The 19,243-nt window shown below is 63.8% G+C and carries 19 protein-coding genes; 2 read left to right on the top strand and 17 right to left on the bottom strand.

Translation table 11 applies throughout. From position 1 onward, the window contains the following. Window positions 1–167: 167 nt before the first annotated feature. Together BM002_RS13945 and BM002_RS13940 are read right to left on the bottom strand one after the other, a co-directional pair. Window positions 168–1,535 (bottom strand): peroxidase family protein, encoded by a 1,368-nt coding sequence (locus BM002_RS13945; RefSeq protein ID WP_092782391.1) that lies wholly within the window; start codon window positions 1,533–1,535, stop codon window positions 168–170. 101 nt (window positions 1,536–1,636) lie between these two features. Next, window positions 1,637–3,460, bottom strand: coding sequence for a PHA/PHB synthase family protein (locus BM002_RS13940; protein WP_092782388.1), 1,824 nt, complete (start codon window positions 3,458–3,460; stop codon window positions 1,637–1,639). A 125-nt stretch (window positions 3,461–3,585) separates the two neighbouring features. Between BM002_RS13940 and phaZ the strand changes: the two genes are divergently transcribed. Continuing rightward, window positions 3,586–4,863, top strand: a complete 1,278-nt coding sequence (gene phaZ, locus BM002_RS13935) for a polyhydroxyalkanoate depolymerase (RefSeq protein WP_092782385.1) — start codon at window positions 3,586–3,588, stop codon at window positions 4,861–4,863. Continuing rightward, the gene (locus BM002_RS13930; protein WP_092782382.1) at window positions 4,864–5,439 is read left to right on the top strand and encodes a DUF6151 family protein; all 576 of its coding nucleotides are present in this window, start codon (window positions 4,864–4,866) and stop codon (window positions 5,437–5,439) included. On the opposite strand, the gene BM002_RS13925 is transcribed toward BM002_RS13930, so the two are convergent. The 15 genes from BM002_RS13925 to rpsK form a co-directional block, all read right to left on the bottom strand. Further along, window positions 5,436–6,509 carry a Hint domain-containing protein gene (locus tag BM002_RS13925; protein WP_092782379.1) on the bottom strand — a complete coding sequence of 358 codons (1,074 nt, stop codon included), beginning with the start codon at window positions 6,507–6,509 and terminating at the stop codon, window positions 5,436–5,438. The two genes, BM002_RS13930 and BM002_RS13925, sit on opposite strands and share 4 nt — an antisense overlap. Before the next feature lie 226 nt (window positions 6,510–6,735). After that, window positions 6,736–7,485 carry an amino acid ABC transporter ATP-binding protein gene (locus BM002_RS13920; protein ID WP_425431873.1) on the bottom strand — a complete coding sequence of 250 codons (750 nt, stop codon included), beginning with the start codon at window positions 7,483–7,485 and terminating at the stop codon, window positions 6,736–6,738. Between the two features lie 41 nt (window positions 7,486–7,526). Next, window positions 7,527–8,825, bottom strand: a complete 1,299-nt coding sequence (locus BM002_RS13915; RefSeq protein ID WP_092782373.1) for an amino acid ABC transporter permease — start codon at window positions 8,823–8,825, stop codon at window positions 7,527–7,529. A gap of 3 nt (window positions 8,826–8,828) precedes the next feature. Next, a complete protein-coding gene (locus BM002_RS13910; protein ID WP_092782370.1) occupies window positions 8,829–10,058 on the bottom strand; it encodes an amino acid ABC transporter permease in 1,230 nt (409 codons plus the stop codon). A 155-nt stretch (window positions 10,059–10,213) separates the two neighbouring features. Further along, a complete protein-coding gene (locus tag BM002_RS13905) occupies window positions 10,214–11,233 on the bottom strand; it encodes an amino acid ABC transporter substrate-binding protein (RefSeq protein ID WP_092782367.1) in 1,020 nt (339 codons plus the stop codon). A 226-nt stretch (window positions 11,234–11,459) separates the two neighbouring features. Continuing rightward, entirely contained in the window at window positions 11,460–12,170 is a 711-nt protein-coding gene (locus tag BM002_RS13900) for an ATP12 family chaperone protein (RefSeq protein WP_092782364.1), read from the bottom strand. Continuing rightward, complete coding sequence (locus tag BM002_RS13895; protein WP_245749288.1) at window positions 12,167–12,835, bottom strand: HAD family hydrolase; 669 nt, start codon at window positions 12,833–12,835, stop codon at window positions 12,167–12,169. The genes BM002_RS13900 and BM002_RS13895 overlap by 4 nt, the downstream gene beginning before the upstream one ends. 1 nt (window position 12,836) lies before the next feature. After that, window positions 12,837–13,880: an RluA family pseudouridine synthase gene (locus BM002_RS13890; protein ID WP_092782358.1), complete on the bottom strand. Its 1,044-nt coding sequence runs from the start codon at window positions 13,878–13,880 to the stop codon at window positions 12,837–12,839. Beyond that, entirely contained in the window at window positions 13,877–14,239 is a 363-nt protein-coding gene (gene crcB, locus BM002_RS13885; protein WP_092782355.1) for a fluoride efflux transporter CrcB, read from the bottom strand. Before crcB ends, BM002_RS13890 begins: the two co-directional genes overlap by 4 nt. 31 nt (window positions 14,240–14,270) lie before the next feature. Beyond that, window positions 14,271–15,587 (bottom strand): replication-associated recombination protein A, encoded by a 1,317-nt coding sequence (locus BM002_RS13880; protein WP_092782352.1) that lies wholly within the window; start codon window positions 15,585–15,587, stop codon window positions 14,271–14,273. Between the two features lie 50 nt (window positions 15,588–15,637). Beyond that, complete coding sequence (locus BM002_RS13875) at window positions 15,638–16,225, bottom strand: acyl-homoserine-lactone synthase (protein ID WP_092782349.1); 588 nt, start codon at window positions 16,223–16,225, stop codon at window positions 15,638–15,640. A gap of 74 nt (window positions 16,226–16,299) precedes the next feature. Then, window positions 16,300–16,893: an autoinducer binding domain-containing protein gene (locus BM002_RS13870; protein WP_092782346.1), complete on the bottom strand. Its 594-nt coding sequence runs from the start codon at window positions 16,891–16,893 to the stop codon at window positions 16,300–16,302. Window positions 16,894–17,155: 262 nt separating this feature from the next. Further along, entirely contained in the window at window positions 17,156–17,575 is a 420-nt protein-coding gene (gene rplQ / locus BM002_RS13865; protein ID WP_092782343.1) for a 50S ribosomal protein L17, read from the bottom strand. A 138-nt stretch (window positions 17,576–17,713) separates the two neighbouring features. Next, entirely contained in the window at window positions 17,714–18,730 is a 1,017-nt protein-coding gene (locus tag BM002_RS13860) for a DNA-directed RNA polymerase subunit alpha (RefSeq protein WP_092783239.1), read from the bottom strand. Between the two features lie 118 nt (window positions 18,731–18,848). Next, window positions 18,849–19,241 carry a 30S ribosomal protein S11 gene (gene rpsK / locus BM002_RS13855; protein ID WP_092782341.1) on the bottom strand — a complete coding sequence of 131 codons (393 nt, stop codon included), beginning with the start codon at window positions 19,239–19,241 and terminating at the stop codon, window positions 18,849–18,851. Between the last annotated feature and the right edge of the window lie 2 nt (window positions 19,242–19,243).

Below are 19,243 nucleotides of genomic sequence, written 5' to 3'. Positions count from 1 at the left end.
ATCTACATGCTGCACTGCGGCATTGCAAGGGTCTTTCTGCACTGCAGCATAAAAAATTTCCGTAGCGGAAACTGACCGGGTTGCGCGGCCCATGGTTCAATGAACCATGGCGCGAGTCATAAAAAGAGGGGGCCGAAGCCCCCTCTCCTGCTTTTCCGGTTGGTGGATCATGCGGCCAGGCTGTCGCTCTCGCCACTGTTGAAGATCGAATTGCTGTCTCGCAGCATCAGGTTCAGAAGCGTGCCGGCAACCAGCGTTCCGCCCAGTTGGCCCAACTTGCCACCGGCGCATTCCGCCTCCCAGAGGATATAAAACCACAGGGGCGTGTTCCCGGTCAGGCCCAGGGCCTTGATGTCGTCATGCGGATCCAGAACGTCGAACCCGAGCGATGCCGCCGCCCGCTCGCCCGAGGGCAGGCAGAAGGTGTGCTGACCACGCAGCATGTTGCGCTCGGCCAGGTTGGGCGTGTCGGGCACGATCCGACCGGGCAGGTTGATCAGGTCCGCGACCAGCTTGGTGTTGATCGGGCGCGACTTCTGCGCCGACGGTCCGAAGAAGCGATCGAAGTCGAGGTTGAACCATTCGGGCACGGGGCTGAACCCGCGATGCGCCTCCGAGAACAGCTCCACATCCGGGAACCGGTCGTTGAGCGAATAGCTCTGCCGGATCATGGAATGGCCGAAACGGAAGGCGGCGGCGGCGAACTCGACCGGCATATCGGGCGCGCAGTCCCAGTTGATTGGCCCCTTGAGGCTGCCGTGGCGGGCCTGTGACAGAAGCGGCGACAGCACGTCCTCGGCGACGACCTGCGGCAGGAACTCTTCGCAGACGCGGCGCTGATAGGCGTGGCGCAGATCGTCGGCGGCAGGCTCGAAGGCGTTGCCATGGGTCTCGATATGCCCGTTGAAGGCATCGACGAACTGGCGTCCGTGGATCTGGCTGATGAAGAGGTTCTCGTCGTTGCGCGGGTCGCCGATCAGGGCACGGGCGTTGCGGTTGCGTTGCAGGTCGAGCGGGTTCGCATTGACCCCCGCCCCGTCGGCCGAGCCGAAGACCAGCGCGTGACTGCGCCCGCCCTGACCGTAGAGCCAGGGGTCGACTTCGGGCCCGTGACCCAGAACCGAGTCGAGGTCAAAGCGCGGCGTGCGGAAGTTCGGGACGGCAGCGACGTCGCCACTGGCCGCCCCCAGCATGGTGGTCGCGTCCAGCGTCAGGTCATGGTCGATGAACTGACCGAAGAACGCCGTGCCCGCATCGGCGGGGCCATCCTGCGGATCGTCCGGACCCTCGGCCATGCCCTGGGCCAATTGCTTGATCTGGTCCGCCGTGGGCTGCGTGTTGAGGGCCTGGGCGTCGAACAGCCGCCCGAAGGTCTGCTGCGCCCGCATCTGTGCGGCCTGCTCGGTTCCGGCGTGGACTTTCTCCCATCCCTGGAGGGTCTGGGTGCCCTTCTGCATGTCGTGGCAGGCGTATTTGATGGCGACGGTAATGCCGGACACCATTCCGTGCGCGGCGGGGGACTGTGACTTGGCCATGGGGCTCTCTCCGAATGCGGTGGATAAAATGACGTAAAGTCACCCTATCGCGCAGGCGGTCAGGGCCGAAGTAAGGGAAACCCGACTCGACAGGCCGTGATTCAGGGTTTGGGCAGCACGTAGGTGCCCGGGGCCGCCTCCAGCACGGGGTGATCGGGGCCGCCGGGTTTGCGGGCCTTCACCTTCTTGCCCGAGAAGGGCCGCACCCACTCCTCCCACCGCGGCCACCAGGAGCCTTCGTGGAAGGTTGCGCCCGCGAACCAGTCGTCGGCCGTCGCCACATCCATGTCGGGGTTCACGTAGTGGCCATACTTGTTGCGGGCGGGGGGGTTCACGATGCCCGCGATATGCCCCGACTGCGACAGGATGAAGGTCTTGTCGTCCGACCCCAGCTGCTTCGCCGTCTGCCACGCGCCGCGCCAATGGGCGATGTGGTCCGTCTCGCAGGCGATATCGCAGAGCGGCACCTTCACATCCGCCAGGGTCAGGCCGCGTTCGCCCATCAGGTCGAAGCCGGTGGTGGCCAGTTCGTTGCGAAGGCAGAGCTTGCGGAGGTATTCCGTCACCATCGGCCCGGGCAGGTTCGTCCCGTCCCCGTTCCAATAGAGCAGGTCGAAGGCCGGCGGCGCCTCGCCCAGCATGTAGGATTTGATGGCCGGTCCGTAGACCAGATCGTTGGACCGCAGATAGCTGAACGTGCGCCCCATGAAGAACTTGTCCAGGTAGCCCTTGGCCTTCCCCTCCCGCTCGATCCCGTCGATGAAATCCTCGTCCAGGAAGACGCCCATTTCGCCCGGATCCTCGAAATCGGCCAGCGTCGTCAGGAAGGTCGCCGACTTGACCGAGGTGTCCCCGCGCCGCGCCATCAGGGCCAGCGTGGCGGCGAGCGTCGTGCCCGCGATGCAATAGCCGATGGCGTTGACCTGATCCTGTCCCGTGATCTCCTTGGCGACATCGATGGCCGTCAGGTATCCGCCATCGACGTAATCGGCCATCGTCACGTCCGAATGGGATTCGTCCGGGTTGACCCAGCTGACCACGAAGAGCGTATAGCCCTGATCGACGATCCACTTGATCAGGCTGTTGGCGGGCTTGAGATCCAGCACGTAGAACTTGTTGATCCAGGGCGGGAAGAGAACCACGGGCCTTTCGAACACCTGCTTGGTCGTGGGCTTGTACTGGATCAGCTCGAACATGCGGCCCCGGAAGACGACGCTGCCTTCGGTGGTGGCGATATTGCCGCCGACCTGAAACGCCTCGGGGTCGGCCAGGGTGACCAGCCAGTCGCCCTTGTTCGCCTCGATGTCGCGAACCAGGTTTTCGAGTCCCTTCACCAGGCTGTCGCCCTCGGTGTCGACGGCGCGCTGCATCGCTTCGGGGTTCGTGGCCAGGAAGTTTGTCGGCGCGAACAGGTCCACGATCTGCTGGCTGAAGAACGACACGCGCCGCTTGTCGGCAGCGTCCAACCCCTCCAGGTCGGCCACCGTATCGCGGATCGCATTGGCGCTGATCTGATACTGCTGCTTGAGGAAGTTGTAATAGGGATGATCGGTCCAGAGCGAGTTCGCGAACCGCCGGTCGGCGGGCTGATGGTCGGGCGGGGCCACGGGTTTGCCCGACGTCAGGGCCGTCTGCGCTTCGACTGCATGTTTCAGGGCCTGGCCCCAATAGCCGACCTGCTTTTCGATCAACTTAGCCGGATTCGCCGCCATCTCAGCCCAATAGGCGGCCATCGCCTTGGCATAGAGTTCCGGCCCCGGCCCTTGAAGCCCTTGATCCGATGTGCGTTTTGACGACAGGGCGGCCACAAGGCGTTTGGTCAGCGCCTCCATCCGTTCCAGATTGGCATTCAACCTGCTCAAAGCCTCATCGCCCGTGTCGGCAGGGTCACGAGCTTCATCGTTTCCGTGATCGCCAGCGCTCATCTCTTGCCTTCCCGCAGTCATGCTGCAACTGCTAAGTAACCTTTGGCTATTACAATAGCCGAATTGACCAATTGCGACAGGGAAATGGTATGCCGTTTCCTGTTTGCCCGACGGAAGGTCCGCACATGCGCTTTATGGCTGCTTACGATCTGATGGAAACCGCCCGCAACACCAACGCCTGGCTCGGCGCGACCGCGCGCACGATGGGCAGCTATCCCCTCACGGCCCTGGCCCCGCACCCCGGGTTCAAGATGCTGGCCGCCTGGGGCGAGGTGATGGAGCGCAGCTTCAACCGCATGGTGGTCAAACCCGACTGGAACATCGCAGCCCTGCCTGGGGACGATCAGACCGACCACAGCGTCGTGGTCAAGAAAGAGTTGGAGCGCCCCTTCGGCGACTTGATCCGCTTCAAGGTGCAGGGCCGCGCGCCCATGGCCCGCCGCATCCTGCTGGTGGCGCCGATGTCCGGTCACTACGCCACCCTCCTGCGCTCCACGGTCGTCAGCCTTCTGCCCGACGCCGACGTCTGGGTGACCGACTGGCACAACGCCCGCGACATTCCCGTCAGCGCGGGAAAGTTCGATATCGAAGACTACACCCTCTATCTTGTCGACTTCATGAAGGCGCTCGGCCCCGACATCAACGTCATCGCCGTGTGCCAGCCTGCCCCCCTGACCCTGGCCGCCACGGCCCTTCTGGCCGAACAGGACCCGGAGGCGCAGCCGCGCACCCTGACCCTGATCGGCGGGCCGGTCGACCCCGATGCCGCCGCGACCGACGTCACGGATTTCGGCCGCCGCGTCACCATGGGCCAGCTTGAGCAGAGCATGGTTCAGCGGGTCGGCTTCCAATACGCGGGCGTGGGCCGGATGGTCTATCCAGGCCTTCTTCAACTGTCGTCCTTCATCTCGATGAACGCCGAAACGCATGGCAAGGCCTTTACCAACCAGATGATCGCCATCGCCAACGGCGAGGCGTCGGACCACGACAAGCACAACAAGTTCTATGACGAATACCTGGCCGTGATGGACATGCCGGCCGAGTTCTACCTCTCGACGGTGGAACGCATCTTCAAGGATCTGGAAATCGCCCAGAACCGCTTCGTTGTCGACGGCCATCAGGTCGACATCGGCAAGATTACCCAGGTCGCCGTCAAGACGGTCGAGGGCGGCAAGGACGACATCTCTGCGCCCGGCCAATGTGTCGCGGCGCTCGACATGCTGACCGGCCTGCCCGACAGCAAGAAGGCCAATTACATCGAACCCGAGGCGGGCCACTACGGCATCTTCGCCGGGGGCAGCTGGCGCAAGAATATCCGGCCGCTCGTGCTGGACTTCATCGACGCGAATTCGGGCGGGGCCGCACCGGTCAAGCGGGGGCGCAAACTGAAGGCCGTCAAGTAGATGGCGGGCGAGACGCTCGATTTCGCCTGCACCTGCGGGGAACTGCGGGGCCAGATCACCGATGCCGGGCCGGCCGCCTTCACCCACATCGTCTGTCACTGCAAGGACTGCCGCGCCGCCTATACCCATCTGGGTCATGCCGACCCCAAGAAGGTCGGTATCCTGCAAACCACGCAGGACCGGGTGAAGATCACCCAGGGAGGTGAAAACCTCCGGGTGTTTCGGCACACACCCAAGGGCGCGCTGCGTTGGTACGCGACCTGCTGTGACACGCCGCTGTTCTACACCCCCCTGAAGGGACGGTTGGTCCATGTCGGCATGAACACCGACCGCCTGACCGACCCTGCCGCCATTGGCCCGCACGTGGCCGAAGCCTTCATCCCGAAGCCGGGTGGCAAGCAGGGGAACAAGGGCCTGGGCACCATGCTGACCCGCATGGTCAGCCGCATGGCCGCCAAGAACATCTCGGGCGAATGGCGCGATACGCCGTTCTTTGACGATACCGGGGCGCCTGCCGTGGCCCCGAAGGTGTTATCGCGCGAGGAGCGGGCGGCCGCCCTGATGGGTGTCAGCTAGGACCGAATGCCATTCGCGGGCTCTGGCAAGGCTCGCCGCATGTCCGACAGATGACCCCTCGGCAGCATGGGCCGACAGATCCGGTGCACCAGACCGCGTACACGCGGCGCGTCCGTCGGTATCACGTGCGACATGCCACCCGACCCAATGATTCGCCGCGACATCGGCCCCAAAAGCAGGCTTTCCGCCTGCGCCCCATTGGCCAGCAGGACCTGATGGTCCTCAAGCAGAAGGTGAACGTACCAGACATGCGCGACGCCCCGCGCGATCCGCGCGGACAGTCCGGCAATTCGGGGCAGGTCGCAGGCCTTGACGAAATAATCGCCAACGACGATCCGATGCTGCGGTGAGACGAGCAGAGGCCGGTCATTTCCGACCATCCCCTCGGCAATGCGAACGGGGCGCAGACGCGGGGTCCGGACCAGTTGCAGATGGTCGAACCGCCGATTGCCGCACCACAGAACCTCGTGCAAACCGTGATCGACGGTTTGAACACGGTCGCCCGGCCTGATGGATTGCACGGGAACCTCGCCGCGCGCCGTCCGGATCAGCGTGCCCGCGACAAAGCAGACCACGCCTCCGCTCTGCACGGCGCCATCCGAAAACGTGCTGTAAGCATAGGTATTCGATGGCCCGTTACCCGGCGAATAATTAATCGCGGTGACGGAATAGGTGACCGTCGGATCGATCGGTCCGTCGAAAATGAACACCTCGGCCAGCGTCGCGCCATTACCGAACGAACCGTCGTCGATGCTGACCCGGACGACGCCAACCTGAACGGTCGCCCCCGTGTCGGGGTGGGTCAGGGTGATGACCTGCTGAAGTGATGCGACCCCGCTCTGGCTGAGGCCCCCGGCCCCGTCGAAAAGCTGCGCGGTCTGTCGGCCGGCGCCTTGCGTTTCGTCAGGGCGCGGGCTGAAGGAGTCGAAATTGGAATCGTTGTCCTGCACGCTCAACGATCTGTCCGTGAACGGCCCGGAACCGAGGGTAAATGTGCCCCCGACAAAGGAAAACTGCGCCGTCGTTTCGCTGATGTTCACAGCGACGGCATTCGAGAGCTGCGTGCTCATGCGGGGGTGACCATCCGGACCATTATCGGACCATAAGCCAACAGTCCCAAGAATTAATTACCGGGCCGCTGACGCTACGGGAAAACCGCGAAAACCCGCCGTTTTTACCACCCAAGCGCTCCAATCTCGCTCACCAGAGCGAGAAGACGGAATGCGTGCGCAGCCAACAAAAAGGGCGCGCGAACCCTTCGACCCGCGCGCCCCGAAATCGCCACCCTTGCGGGGATCAGTGCCCGAGGATCTGGCTCAGGAACAGTTTGGTCCGCTCATTCTGCGGGTTGAGGAAGAAGCTCTCGGGCTCGTTCTGTTCCACGATCTGACCGGCGTCCATGAAGATGACTCGGTTGGCGACCTGACGGGCAAAGCCCATCTCGTGGGTCACGCAGAGCATGGTCATCCCCTCTTCGGCGAGCTGGATCATGGTGTCGAGCACCTCCTTGATCATCTCGGGGTCGAGGGCGGAGGTCGGCTCGTCGAAAAGCATGATCCGGGGCCGCATGCAAAGCGACCGCGCGATGGCGACACGCTGTTGCTGACCGCCCGAAAGCTGGCCCGGGTATTTGTTGGCCTGATCGGGGATCTTCACCTTTTCGAGGAAATACATCGCCGTATCCTCGGCTTCCTTCTTGGGCGTCTTGCGCACCCAGATCGGCGCCAGCGTGCAATTCTCGAGAATCGTCAGATGGGGGAAGAGGTTGAAGTGCTGAAAGCACATCCCGACCTCGGACCGGATCTTGTCGATGTTCTTGAGATCCGAAGAGAGCGGCACGCCGTCGACCACGATGCTACCCTGCTGATGCTCTTCCAGCGCGTTGATGCAGCGGATCAGCGTCGATTTGCCGGACCCGGAAGGTCCGCAGATGACGATGCGTTCGCCGCGCTGAACGGTCAGGTCGATGTCGCGCAGAACGTGGAACTGTCCGTACCACTTGTTCATGCCCTTGATTTCGATGGCCACCTCGTCAGAGACGGTCATGCCTTGCGGGTTGGTGTCAGCCATAGCCATGTCTGATCTCCTTAACGATGGTCGGTCCGCAGCTGGCGTTCGAGCCACTGCGAATATTGCGAAATGCCGTAGCAGACGATGAAGAACAGGACGCAGGCAGCCGCCCACAATTCCCAATAGACCCCGGTCCAGTCGGTCGACGACAGGATCGGGCCCCGGATCATGCCGACAAGGTCGAACATCGAGATGACCGAGACCAGCGTCGTATCCTTGAAGAGACCCACGGCCACGTTCACGATCCCCGGGATGGAAATCTTGAGCGCCTGCGGCAGGATGATCAGCCGCATCGATTGGGGATAGTCGAGCCCCAGGCTGTCACCCGCCTCGTACTGACCCTTGGGCAGGGCGGCGAGGCCACCCCGGATCACCTCGGCGATATAGGCCGAAGAGAACATGGTGATCATGATGATCACGCGGATGATCAGGTCAGGGTTGGAGTTCGGCGGGAAGAAATAGGCCAGGACCACGTTCGCCACGAACAGCAGCGTGATGAGCGGCACGCCCCGCACAAACTCGATGAAAACCACGCAGAAGCCCTTGACGATGGGCAGCTTCGATTGCCGCCCGAGCGCCAGAACGATTCCGAGCGGGATCGAGAGCGAGACGCAGACGACCCCGAGAATCAGGTTGAGCATGAAGCCACCCAGGGCCCGGCTTTCGACCACTTCCAGCGCGCCGACGCGGCTGAACTCCTCGGCGATCACACCACCGATCCACCAGACCGCGACGGCGGCCACGATGCCCGCTGCAAGGCCCTGAACGAAGCCCCGCTTCTCGACCTTGGTGAACACCAGATAGCCCACCAGAAAGCCGACGGCCGCGACGATGGGCGACAGGATCGTGCCGCCCCAGATCAGCCAATAGGCCACGAAGGGGTAGATCGCCGTCACGATCAGCGTCCAACGCGGCAGGAACATCACGAAGAGCGCGGGTGGCACCGCAAGGAACAGCAGGACGAAGGCCAGGGTCGGACGCCAGCGCAGGTAGTCGGGATACTGGAACCCGAACAGCAGCTGCGGCCAGCGTTCGGCGATGACGGCAAAGCAACCGCCCCCGCTGCCTTGCAGGATTTCACGGCATTCACGGATGTCCGCGCCTGTCCACGTTCCGTTGGCGATCCAGGGGATCAGTCCGGCCAGAAGATAGGCGACGACCAGAATGCCCAGGATCGTCATGATCGTGTTGAACGGCCCCGAGATCAGGTTGTCTTTGATCCACTTGACCGCCCCCGCCTCGGCCACGGGTGGTGGCGACGCGGGGATCTCGCTTGTCCGGACGAAGGCGACCGTATGTGCGTGTACTTCACTCATCGCTCAGCGCTCCTTCAGGGCTACGGAATTGTTGTAGACGTTCATCACCGCCGAAATGATCAGGCTGAACGTGAGGTAGAACAGCATCAGCAGCAGGATGCATTCCAGCGCACGCCCGGTCTGGTTCAGGGTGATGCCCCCGAGGGTCGCGGTCAGGTCCATGTAGCCCACGGCGATGGCGAGCGACGTGTTCTTGGTGATGTTGAGGTACTGGGAGATCAGCGGCGGGATGATGACGCGCAGGGCCTGCGGCAGGACCACAAGCGACATGATCCGACCCGGGCGCAGGCCCAGGGCGGCAGCCGCCTCGGACTGGCCGCGCGAGATGGCGAGGATGCCCGCGCGCACGTTCTCGGCGATGAAGGCGCCCGTGTAGATCGACAGGGCAAACCAGAGGGCGATCAGCGAGGGACGCAGCAGGATGCCGCCGTCAAAGCTGAACCGGCCCATTTCGGGGTTCTCCACGCCGAGAGGGCTTCCGAGGATGAACTGCATCAGGACGGCGGGGACGATCAGGATCGCGATGGAGGGCCAGAGAACGGGGACGACCTTGCCCTCGTCATAGAGCTTCTTGCGGGCAAAGCTCCGCATTCCGAAAACGCCGGCGATCGACGCAAGGAATGTGGCGATCACGATCCAGCCGGTGTCGCCCAAAGTCAGGCGGGGGACATAGACGCCCTGGTTCGTTGCCGCGAACATGCCGAACAACAGCGTGCGGGTCGGATCGGATCCGTCGCGTGGCAATCGGAATTCGGACATGGGCGGGAAGGTGTTCGCAGCCACGGTGAAGATGATGATGATCCAGATCAGGACCGGGATGTTGCGGAAGATTTCCACATAGACGGCCATCAACTTGGAAATGATCCAGTTGTTCGACAGGCGGAGCACACCCGCGATGACCCCGAAAACCGTTGCCGTGACGCAGGCCAGGAAGGCGACGATCAGCGTGTTGATCGCGCCGATGACGGTTGCCCGCAGGTGGGTGTCCTGGCTGTCGTAGGAGATCGGCTGCTGGTTGATGTCGTAGCCTGCGGGGGCGGACATGAACTCGTAGCTGAAGCCGTTGGCCTGAAGCTGCTCGTTCTGGGACGCATTGTAGGCGAGCCAGCTGAAGGCGAAGATCAGGGCGACGATGGCGATAAACTGGAACGTATAGGACCGGTATCGCGTGTCGTTGATCAGTTGCCCGATGCGGAAGCCTTCCGCCTTGGGCGGGTCGGTCATCGTGGTCATTTGCTTTTCCCCGTGGCCCGACGGCGATGTGACACGGCCACATCGGGCCGGTGTCCGCAGGGTCGTTTGTCGCCCTGTCGTTGATCCGTCGAATTATAGAACGTCTTGATGGAAGAAGGGCGCGGGACCAGCCCGCGCCCTTCTCCGTTCGTGTCTTAGCGGAACGGCGGTGCGTACATCAGACCACCGTCCGTGTACTGCGCGTTCAGACCGCGGGCGAGGCCGATAGCCGTCGACTCACCGATGGTGGTATCGAAGATCTCGCCGAAGTTGCCGACGGCAGCGATCGCGTCCTTGGCCCAGGAGTTGCTGACGCCCATCATGGCGCCCAGTTCACCCTCGGTGCCGAGCAGGCGGTTCACTTCGGGGTTGTCGCCCGGAGCGGAGGCCAGCTCTTCGACGTTCGCCTGCGTCACGCCATATTCTTCGGCGGCGATCAGGGCATAGAGCGTCCACTTGACGATGTCGAACCACTCGCTGTCGCCATGACGCACGAGGGGGCCGAGCGGCTCCTTCGAAACGACTTCGGGCAGCAGCATGTAGTTGTCGGGATTCTCGAAGCCTGCACGCTGTGCGGCCAGGGCCGAACGGTCGGTGGTGTAGACGTCGCAGGCGCCAGCCAGGAACTGCTGGACGGCCTCGGCACCGGTTTCGATCGGAACCGGCTCATAGGACATACCGTTGATGCGGAAATAGTCGGCCAGGTTCAGCTCGGTCGTGGTGCCGGTCTGGATGCAGACGGTCGCGCCATCGAGTTCGGTCGCCGAGGCAACGCCCAGATCGGTCGGAACCATGAAGCCCTGACCGTCGTAGTAGTTGACGCCCGTGAAGTCGAACTTCAGGTCGGTGTCGCGCGAGAAGGTCCAGGTGGTGTTCCGGGCCAGCATGTCGATTTCGCCCGATGCGAGCGACGTGAAACGCGTCTTGCCGGTCGTCGGCACGAAGGTCACCGCGTCGGAATCGCCCAGAACGGCAGCAGCGACGGCACGGCAGACGGCAACGTCGAAGCCCTGCCACACACCGTCGGAGTCGGGCTCTGCAAAGCCGGGAACGCCGGTGGTCACGCCGCAGTTCAGCGTTCCGCGTGCCTTAACATCGTCCAGCGTCGCCGCCGAAGCACCCGCAGCGGCCAAACCAGCGAAAGCCAGCGTGCCGAAAAGTACGGATTTATTCATTTCTAACCTCTTCCTGATGAACCACGCAGCAGGTCAACGCACACGCGGCACCTCCCCGTTTGTCGGAGCGGTTCGTTTTCCTGTGAGGATGTTCACCCCCCTCACTGCCATGAAAGAGGCCAGATGGGGGCCGGAACGTCAAGGGATGAAGCCGGATTTTGAGGCAATTGCCCAATTCATCGACGGTTGAGCGCGGTCAGTGCCCGACACGGCGGCAGTGGCGGGATCACCCGGCGCGCACAAGCCCCAGATATCGCTCGGCCTGCAGAAATGCCTCGCGCTTGATGGCGATGCGCGCGGCCTCGTCTTCGTCGTGGCCCCATTGTTCGGCCTGCCAATCCTCATCCAACCGACTCAGCGGCCAGATGTCCGCCGCAGGCCGCCCCTCCATGACCGCCAGCGCTAGAACCAGCGAGCCGGACAAGGTGACGAACTCGGACAGCGCGGTCACTTCCCAGTTGCTGAGCGCATCAACCCGCGCGCGCAACGCATCCGTTGCGGCCTTCGGCTGTTCGACCGGAATCACGCCCGTCGTCACCACGAGCCTGGCCCCCAAAGCGGTCGCGGCCCAGTCGATCAGCGGGTCCCATTCCGCGTTCTGGCGCATCACGAGGGATTCGGGCGCGCTGGCACGGTAGCAGAGCAGATCGGTGCCGCCATATCCCGCCAGATCGGCGATCACCGCCTCACGCTGCGGCCTGACCTTGTCGAGCGTGGAATTCGCCGCCCGCGTCAGGGGCATCGACGCCGGGCGGATCACCTCCTCCTGCGCGTCCCATTCGAGGGCGATGGCTTGGGCCAGGGCACGCGACGGCACGATCAGTTCGGTCTTCAGAGGGGTGCGTACGGGTCGGCCGTCCAGACGAACGGCATGGCCGCCGTCGACATCCTCGGTCGTGGCGGCGGTCCAGAACCGGCGTGCTTTCCATTCGCTCATCGTGCTCTCCGCTCGATCTCTTGCACCAGGGCGGCGAAATCCTGTGCCACGGGCGTGGCCCCTGCCCCGCGCAAAGCGTCTTCGGGATGATAGCCCCAGGCCACACCGATGGCGGCCATGCCACCCGCGCGGGCCATATCCATGTCAAAGACCGTGTCCCCGATCATGGCGGCGCGCGACCGATCCACACCCGTCTCCTCGACCGCGCGATGCACCATCGAGGGATCCGGTTTGGAGGGGTGGGCATCGGCGCATTGCAGCGTCACGAAAAGCTCTTCCCAGCCGTAGTGCCCGATCAGCCGGTCCAGACCGCGCCGGTTCTTGCCCGTCGCCACCCCGAGCATGATGCCCCCGTCGCGCAGCCGTCGCAGGCCTTCGGACACACCGGGGTAGAGCAACGCCTCTCCCGCCGCCTCGGCATTGCCGCAGAACCGCTCGCGATAGCCCGCGAGGACAGCATCTCGCCCGTCCGCAGTGGCGTCGGGCAACAGCCGCGCGATCATCACGGGAAGCGACAGGCCCACCAGTTCGGTGATCCGCGCCGATGTCGGCGCCGACACGTCGGCCCATTCGCAGGCCTCCTGCATCGTGCGCACGATGACATCGCGGCTGTCGATCAGCGTGCCATCCACGTCGAACAGCGCCAGAAAATCACCCTGACGCATGTCAGCCAAGCTCGTCTTCGTCGAAGGGGTCGGCGGGAACATCCAGATCGGACCAGCCCATCATGTCCCAGGTGCGCTTCATATGCTCCGGCAGGGGGGCGGTCAGGTGCAACCTCGCGTCGGTGATCGGGTGGGTCAAGGTCATGGAGCGGGCGTGCAGATGCAGTTTCCGGCTGATCTCGCCCCCGAAGGATGCGCCCCATCCGTCGCCCTGATTTTCCTGCGCGGAGCCGCCGTATTTGCCATCCCCGACAATCGGATGCCCGATCTCGGCCATGTGGACGCGGAGCTGGTGCGTGCGCCCGGTGACCGGAACAAGGGCAACCCAGGCGCCCCGACTGCCCAGGGCCTCCAGCACGGCATAATCGCTGACCGCGCGTTTGGCGCCCTTCACCTCCTCGATCTCGTTCGGATGGATGGCGCGCATCTTCTCACCGCCGTCCCCGCTGCCGCCGGATTTGATGAGGCCATAGCGGATCGTGCCCATGCGCGGATAGGGCACGCCCGCGACGGCCGCCCAATAGATCTTGCGGGTTTCGCGGTCGCGGATGGCTTCGGACAATTGCACCGCCGTCAGACGGTTGCGCGCCATCAGCATGACCCCGGAGGTGTCCTTGTCGAGCCGGTGGACAAGGCGGGGTTGTTCATCGCTGTCGAAGCGCAGCGCGTCGCCAAGGCCGTCGACGTGCCGCGTCTGGCCCGACCCGCCCTGACTGGCTAGGCCCGGCGGCTTGTTCAGGGCCAGGATATGCTCGTCGCGATAGATGACGCAGGACCGGATCATCTCCGCGTCGGCGGCCAGCACCTTGTCGCGGCGCGGAGCGGCGGGGGCGCGGTCTTCGGGCAGCGGCGGAATCCGCACCTCCTGACCTTCGTCCACGCGGGTATTGGCCTTGACCCGGCCACCTTCGACGCGAATCTCGCCCTTGCGGCACATCTTCTCGACGTTGCCCTGATTGAGTTGCGGGAAACGCCGCTTGAGCCAACGGTCCAGCCGTTGGCCGCCCTCGCCCGGTTCCACGATGATCGTCTGGACGCCGCTCATGCGAGGCTCCTTGCAAATGTGACGCCGAGCCAGATGGCCGCCAGCGAAAGGCCGACCGAGAGCGCGACATAGGACAGGGCCTGACCCGTGTCGCCGCGCTCGATCAGCGTGAGAGTTTCCAGCGAGAACGCCGAAAAGGTGGTGAAGCCGCCAAGGACCCCGGTCAGGACGAAGGGCTGCCATCCGGGCGCATTGCGGCCAAGATAGACGACAGCCAGCCCCATCAGGAAGGACCCCACGACATTCGCCGTCAGCACGCCGACGGGAAAGCCCGGGCGCAGCAGGGCCATGCCCAGGAGGAAGCGGAGCGCGGCTCCGATCGCGCCGCCCAGGGCGACCTGCAAGGTGGTGAACATCATCGCTGGCCTGTCCTTCACCGCGCCGCCCGAGTCAACCTTTGCCGCGCTTGGCGCGCTGTTCCACGAACCAGTCGAGCCGTCGGCCCAGTTCCCGTTCGAACCCGCGATCGACGGGCACGTAATAGACCGGGCGCTTCATGCCGTCGGGGAAGTAGTTCTGGCCCGAGAAGCCATCCGCCTGATCGTGATCATAGGCATAGCCCGCGCCGTACCCCTGATCCTTCATCAGTTTCGTGGGCGCGTTCAGGATATGCTTGGGCGGCGGTTCCGACCCGGTTTCCCCCGCCTGACGCATCGCAGCCTTGTAGGCGGCGTAGGCGGCGTTCGATTTCGGGGCCAGGGCCAGATAGACGACGGCATTGGCCAGTGCCAATTCCCCCTCGGGCGAGCCCATGCGTTCGTACATTTCCCAGGCTTGCAGGCAGACTGTCTGGGCCTGCGGGTCGGCCAGGGCGATATCCTCGACCGCCATGCGGGTGATGCGCCGGGCCAGATAGCGCGGGTCTTCGCCCCCCTTCAGCATCCGCGCCAGCCAATAGAGGGCGGCGTCCGGGTCGCTGCCGCGGACCGATTTGTGCAGCGCGGAGATCAGGTTGTAGTGGCTGTCGCCGGATTTGTCGTATTGGGCCGCCCGCCGTTGCAGCCGCTTGGCCAGCATGTCGCGGTCCACGGATTCGGTAGCCCCCCAAGCGGCCACCTGTTCGACCAGGTTCAGAAGCGCGCGCCCGTCGCCATCGGCCATCTCTTGCAGCGCCTCGCGGGCGGGGCCGTCGAGCGGGAGCTTCTTGCCCAACTCCTTTTCGGCCCGCTGGACCAGCAGTTCCATATCACGCAGCGACAACCGCTCCAGCGTCAGGACCTGGGCGCGCGACATGAGGGCAGCATTCAACTCAAAGGACGGGTTCTCGGTCGTGGCCCCGACCAGCGTGATCGTCCCGTCCTCCATATGCGGCAAAAAGCCGTCCTGCTGCGCCTTGTTGAAGCGGTGGATCTCGTCCACGAACAGAAGCGTGCCCTGCCCGTTCGCGCGGCGATTGCGCGCGGTCTCGAACACCTTGCGAAGGTCGGCCACGCCGGTGAAGATCGCGCTGATCTGCACGAAGTGCAGGCCCGTCCGGTCGGCCAGAAGCCGCGCGATGGTCGTCTTGCCGACACCGGGCGGCCCCCAGAAGATCAGGCTGGGCAGCGCACCGTCCAGCATGACCCGCAACGATCCCTCCGGCCCCAGAAGATGGGTTTGTCCGATGACATCGTCGAGCGTCGCCGGGCGCAGCCGTTCGGCCAGCGGCGCGGGGCGTTCGGCGCGGGGGCCGGACTCGGATGCGGCGGTGTCGAAAAGATCAGCCATGGGGCACATATGCGCGCCCCATGACCTTCCAGCAAGCCGCGCTGGCGTGGTTAATGCATCTTCGTCGCCATCGAGATGTTGACGCAGACGCTGGCCGAACCGCCGATGTCGAGGACCGGACCCGCCGCTTCGCAATCGAGGCCGACCCGCCGTGCAAGGCGCGGCGACGTCGCGGGGATCAGGCCAAGCACCGAACTGGCCCCGAGGTCGCGGGCCGCCCGCACCATCTCGGCGATGAGCTGCATCTGGACGCGCAGGCGCATGGCGGCAGGCACGTCATCGCAGACGAAGACCCGGCTCGATTCCCAGACGTGGGGGGCGACCGGCGCCTCGCCGTAGAGAAGCTCTTTCGGGATCGTGTCCAACAGGCCCTTCTGGGCGTCGCGGATCATGTAGGAATAGATGCCGCACCGATGTGTCGTGGGCGTCAGCCGGACGCCGGCCAGAATGCGCCCGTATTCGTGCACCGCGACCCACCGGCTGGCCGGGGTGTCATACTGGTCGAACTCCATCCCGTCGGCGGCGGGCAGGTCCCATTTCGCCTGTTCGATGAAGGTGCGATGCCGGGCCCGCAGCAGATCTGCGAACAGGGGGCCGTGGGTGTGGATGTTCTGGAAAGATAGGGTCGTGACTTGCATTTTGGGAATTCTTCCTCTGCCGGGTTGTCATTGACACCAGGGGCCTTGGGTACTCGCGATGTGGGACTGCGTGGCTAGATCAGCCGATATTCTTTCGCCATTTTTATCGCCTCGGCCGTGGTGGTTGCGCCCAAAAGAACGCGCGCAGTCGAAAGACGCGATTTCATCGTGCCCTCCGAAATTCCAACCTGCTCTGCCGCCGCCACCTGGTTGACGCCCAAGCCAGCGAGGCGCAGCGCCTCCAGCAGTTCGGGCGTCATGTCCTGGGGAGGTTCGGCAACTTCGTGCAGGGCGTCGGCGATCGCCGACACCTCCGCGATTTCGCCATCGGTGAATTCCCGGTCCGCCCTTGCGACACCGACAATGGTGCGAGAGGTGATCTTGCCGCATGAGACGACGACACCATAGGTCAGACCGAAATCGGCGGCCTTCTGCATCACGCCGAAGGGATCGGGAAGGGTGATCTCGCTCCAGCGGATGGCACCACTGCGGCTGACGCCCCAGAAGACCAGTGGATCGCGCAGCGCATAGTTCTGGGCAGAATAGAGTTCCTGCCATTCCTGCGGATAGGTGCTGCGCATGAACAGCGGCGACGCGAAGCGGATATGGACTCCGGCCTGGTATCCCATGGGGGCCAGTTCTTCCAATCGTTGCAGGTAGCGGAACATCAGGCGGCGTCTCTCTGACATGGCTTATAGGACAAGGTGTCGGCACGATCGTCAACGACCTTCCCTTTCGAAATGGACCGGGATTAGTTAACGAATGATGAATAATGGCGTTGGATCAATCGATTGCCAGACGGATTCTCGGACCGCACCGCCGAATCTGCGTTTGCAGAAATCTATCGTTGAAATATCAGGCGTTCGATCTTCGAAACGAAAAAGCCCCGCTGTTTCCAGCGGGGCCTGCAAAACTGATGTGCCGGGAAACTCAGGCCTCGGCGGCGTCCTCGGCCTCGAGGCGGGCGCGGTCAGCGGCACCCTTGGCATCGACGTCGCGCTCGACAAATTCGATGATCGCCATGGGCGCCATGTCACCATAGCGGAAGCCCGCGCGCATGATGCGCACATAGCCGCCCGCGCGGTCCTTGTAACGCGGCCCGAGGATGTCCATCAGCTTGGCCAGGTGACGGTCTTCCTTGAGGCGCGAGCGCAGCAGGCGACGGGCGTGCAGATCGCCACGACCGGCCAGCGTTACCATCTTTTCGATGATCGGGCGCAATTCCTTGGCCTTCGGCAGGGTGGTCTTGATCTGCTCGTGTTCAATGAGCGAGCCGGCCATGTTCGCGAACATCGCCTTGCGATGCTCATGGGTCCGGTTGAGGCGGCGGTATCCGCGGGCGTGACGCATGGGTCTATCTCCTGATGCTTTTGCTTTGTCCGGGGTCCCATGCGTGGCGGGACCCTCACCTTGGGGCTTTTGCCCTTATGTTCCCCGCCAGATGCGGGCATTTTCAGCACCCCGACCCGTGGGACGGGGTGCCGTAGATCAGAATTCGTTTTCGAACTTCTTGGCCAGATCCTCGATGTTCTCGGGGGGCCAATCGACGATATCCATGCCCAGGTGCAGACCCATGCCCGACAGCACTTCCTTGATCTCGTTCAAGGACTTGCGGCCGAAGTTCGGCGTGCGCAGCATCTCGGCTTCGGTTTTCTGGATCAGATCCCCGATATAGACGATGTTGTCGTTCTTCAGGCAGTTGGCGGACCGAACCGAAAGCTCCAGCTCGTCGACCTTCTTCAGCAGAAGCGGATTGAACTCCAGATCGTCGGCGGTTTCGGACCCGCGGGCGGCCTCGGGCTCGTCGAAGTTGACGAAGACCTGCAACTGATCCTGAAGGATGCGGGCGGCATAGGCCACGGCATCGTCGGGCGCGATGGACCCGTCGGTTTCCAGCTTCAGCGTCAGCTTGTCATAGTCGAGCACCTGACCTTCGCGGGTCGGCTGCACTTCGTAGGACACCTTCTTGACCGGCGAATAGATCGCGTCGATCGGGATCAGACCGATGGGCGCATCCTCGGGCTTGTTCTTGTCAGCCGAGACGTAGCCTTTGCCGGTGTTGACCATCAGCTCCATGTAGAGGTCGGCGCCGTCGTCCAGGTGACAGATCACGTGGTCGCGGTTCAGAACCTCGATGCCGTTGGATTCGCTGATGTCACCGGCGGTGACGACCATCGGACCCTTGGCCGAAATCGACAGGCGCTTGGGCCCCTCGACTTCCATCTTCAGGCTGACACCCTTGAGGTTCAGGATGATGTCGGTCACGTCCTCGCGGACGCCGGACACGCTGCTGAACTCGTGCAGGACGTTGTCGATCTGGACGCTGGTGATGGCGGCGCCCTGAAGCGACGACATCAGCACACGGCGCAGCGCATTGCCGAGCGTCAGACCGAAGCCGCGCTCGAGCGGTTCGGCAACCATGGTTGCCTGACGGGCGGGGTTGTTCCCCGGACGCACCTCAAGCTGCGACGGCTTGATCAGCTCTTGCCAATTCTTGTGGATCATCTTGCCCTGTCCCTCCATTCCTGTCTCACGCCGGGGCGGATGGCGGAGACCCCCGAGGTTGAAATCGGCGAGGCAGGGACCACGCGGTGCGGCCCCTGCCCTGTCGTGTGAAAGCGGATCAGACCCGGCGGCGCTTCGGCGGGCGGCAGCCGTTGTGCGCAATCGGCGTCACGTCGCGGATCGCGGTGATCTGCAGACCGACGGCGGCCAGGGCACGCAGGGCGCTTTCGCGACCCGAACCGGGGCCCTGCACTTCGACCTCGAGGGTCTTCATGCCGTGCTCCTGCGCCTTCTTGGCAGCATCTTCGGCGGCCATCTGGGCGGCATAGGGCGTCGACTTGCGCGAGCCCTTGAAGCCCATCGTACCGGCCGAGGACCAGCTGATGGCGTTGCCCTGAACGTCGGAGATCAGGATCTTGGTGTTGTTGAAGGACGAGTTCACATGCGCCACACCGGCGGCGATGTTCTTGCGTTCCTTGCGCTTGGGGGCGCGACGGGTTTCACGTGCCATTG

The organism is Jannaschia pohangensis, assembly GCF_900113875.1.
Classification (GTDB): domain Bacteria; phylum Pseudomonadota; class Alphaproteobacteria; order Rhodobacterales; family Rhodobacteraceae; genus Jannaschia; species Jannaschia pohangensis.
This window is presented reverse-complemented; position numbering and strand designations above follow the sequence as displayed.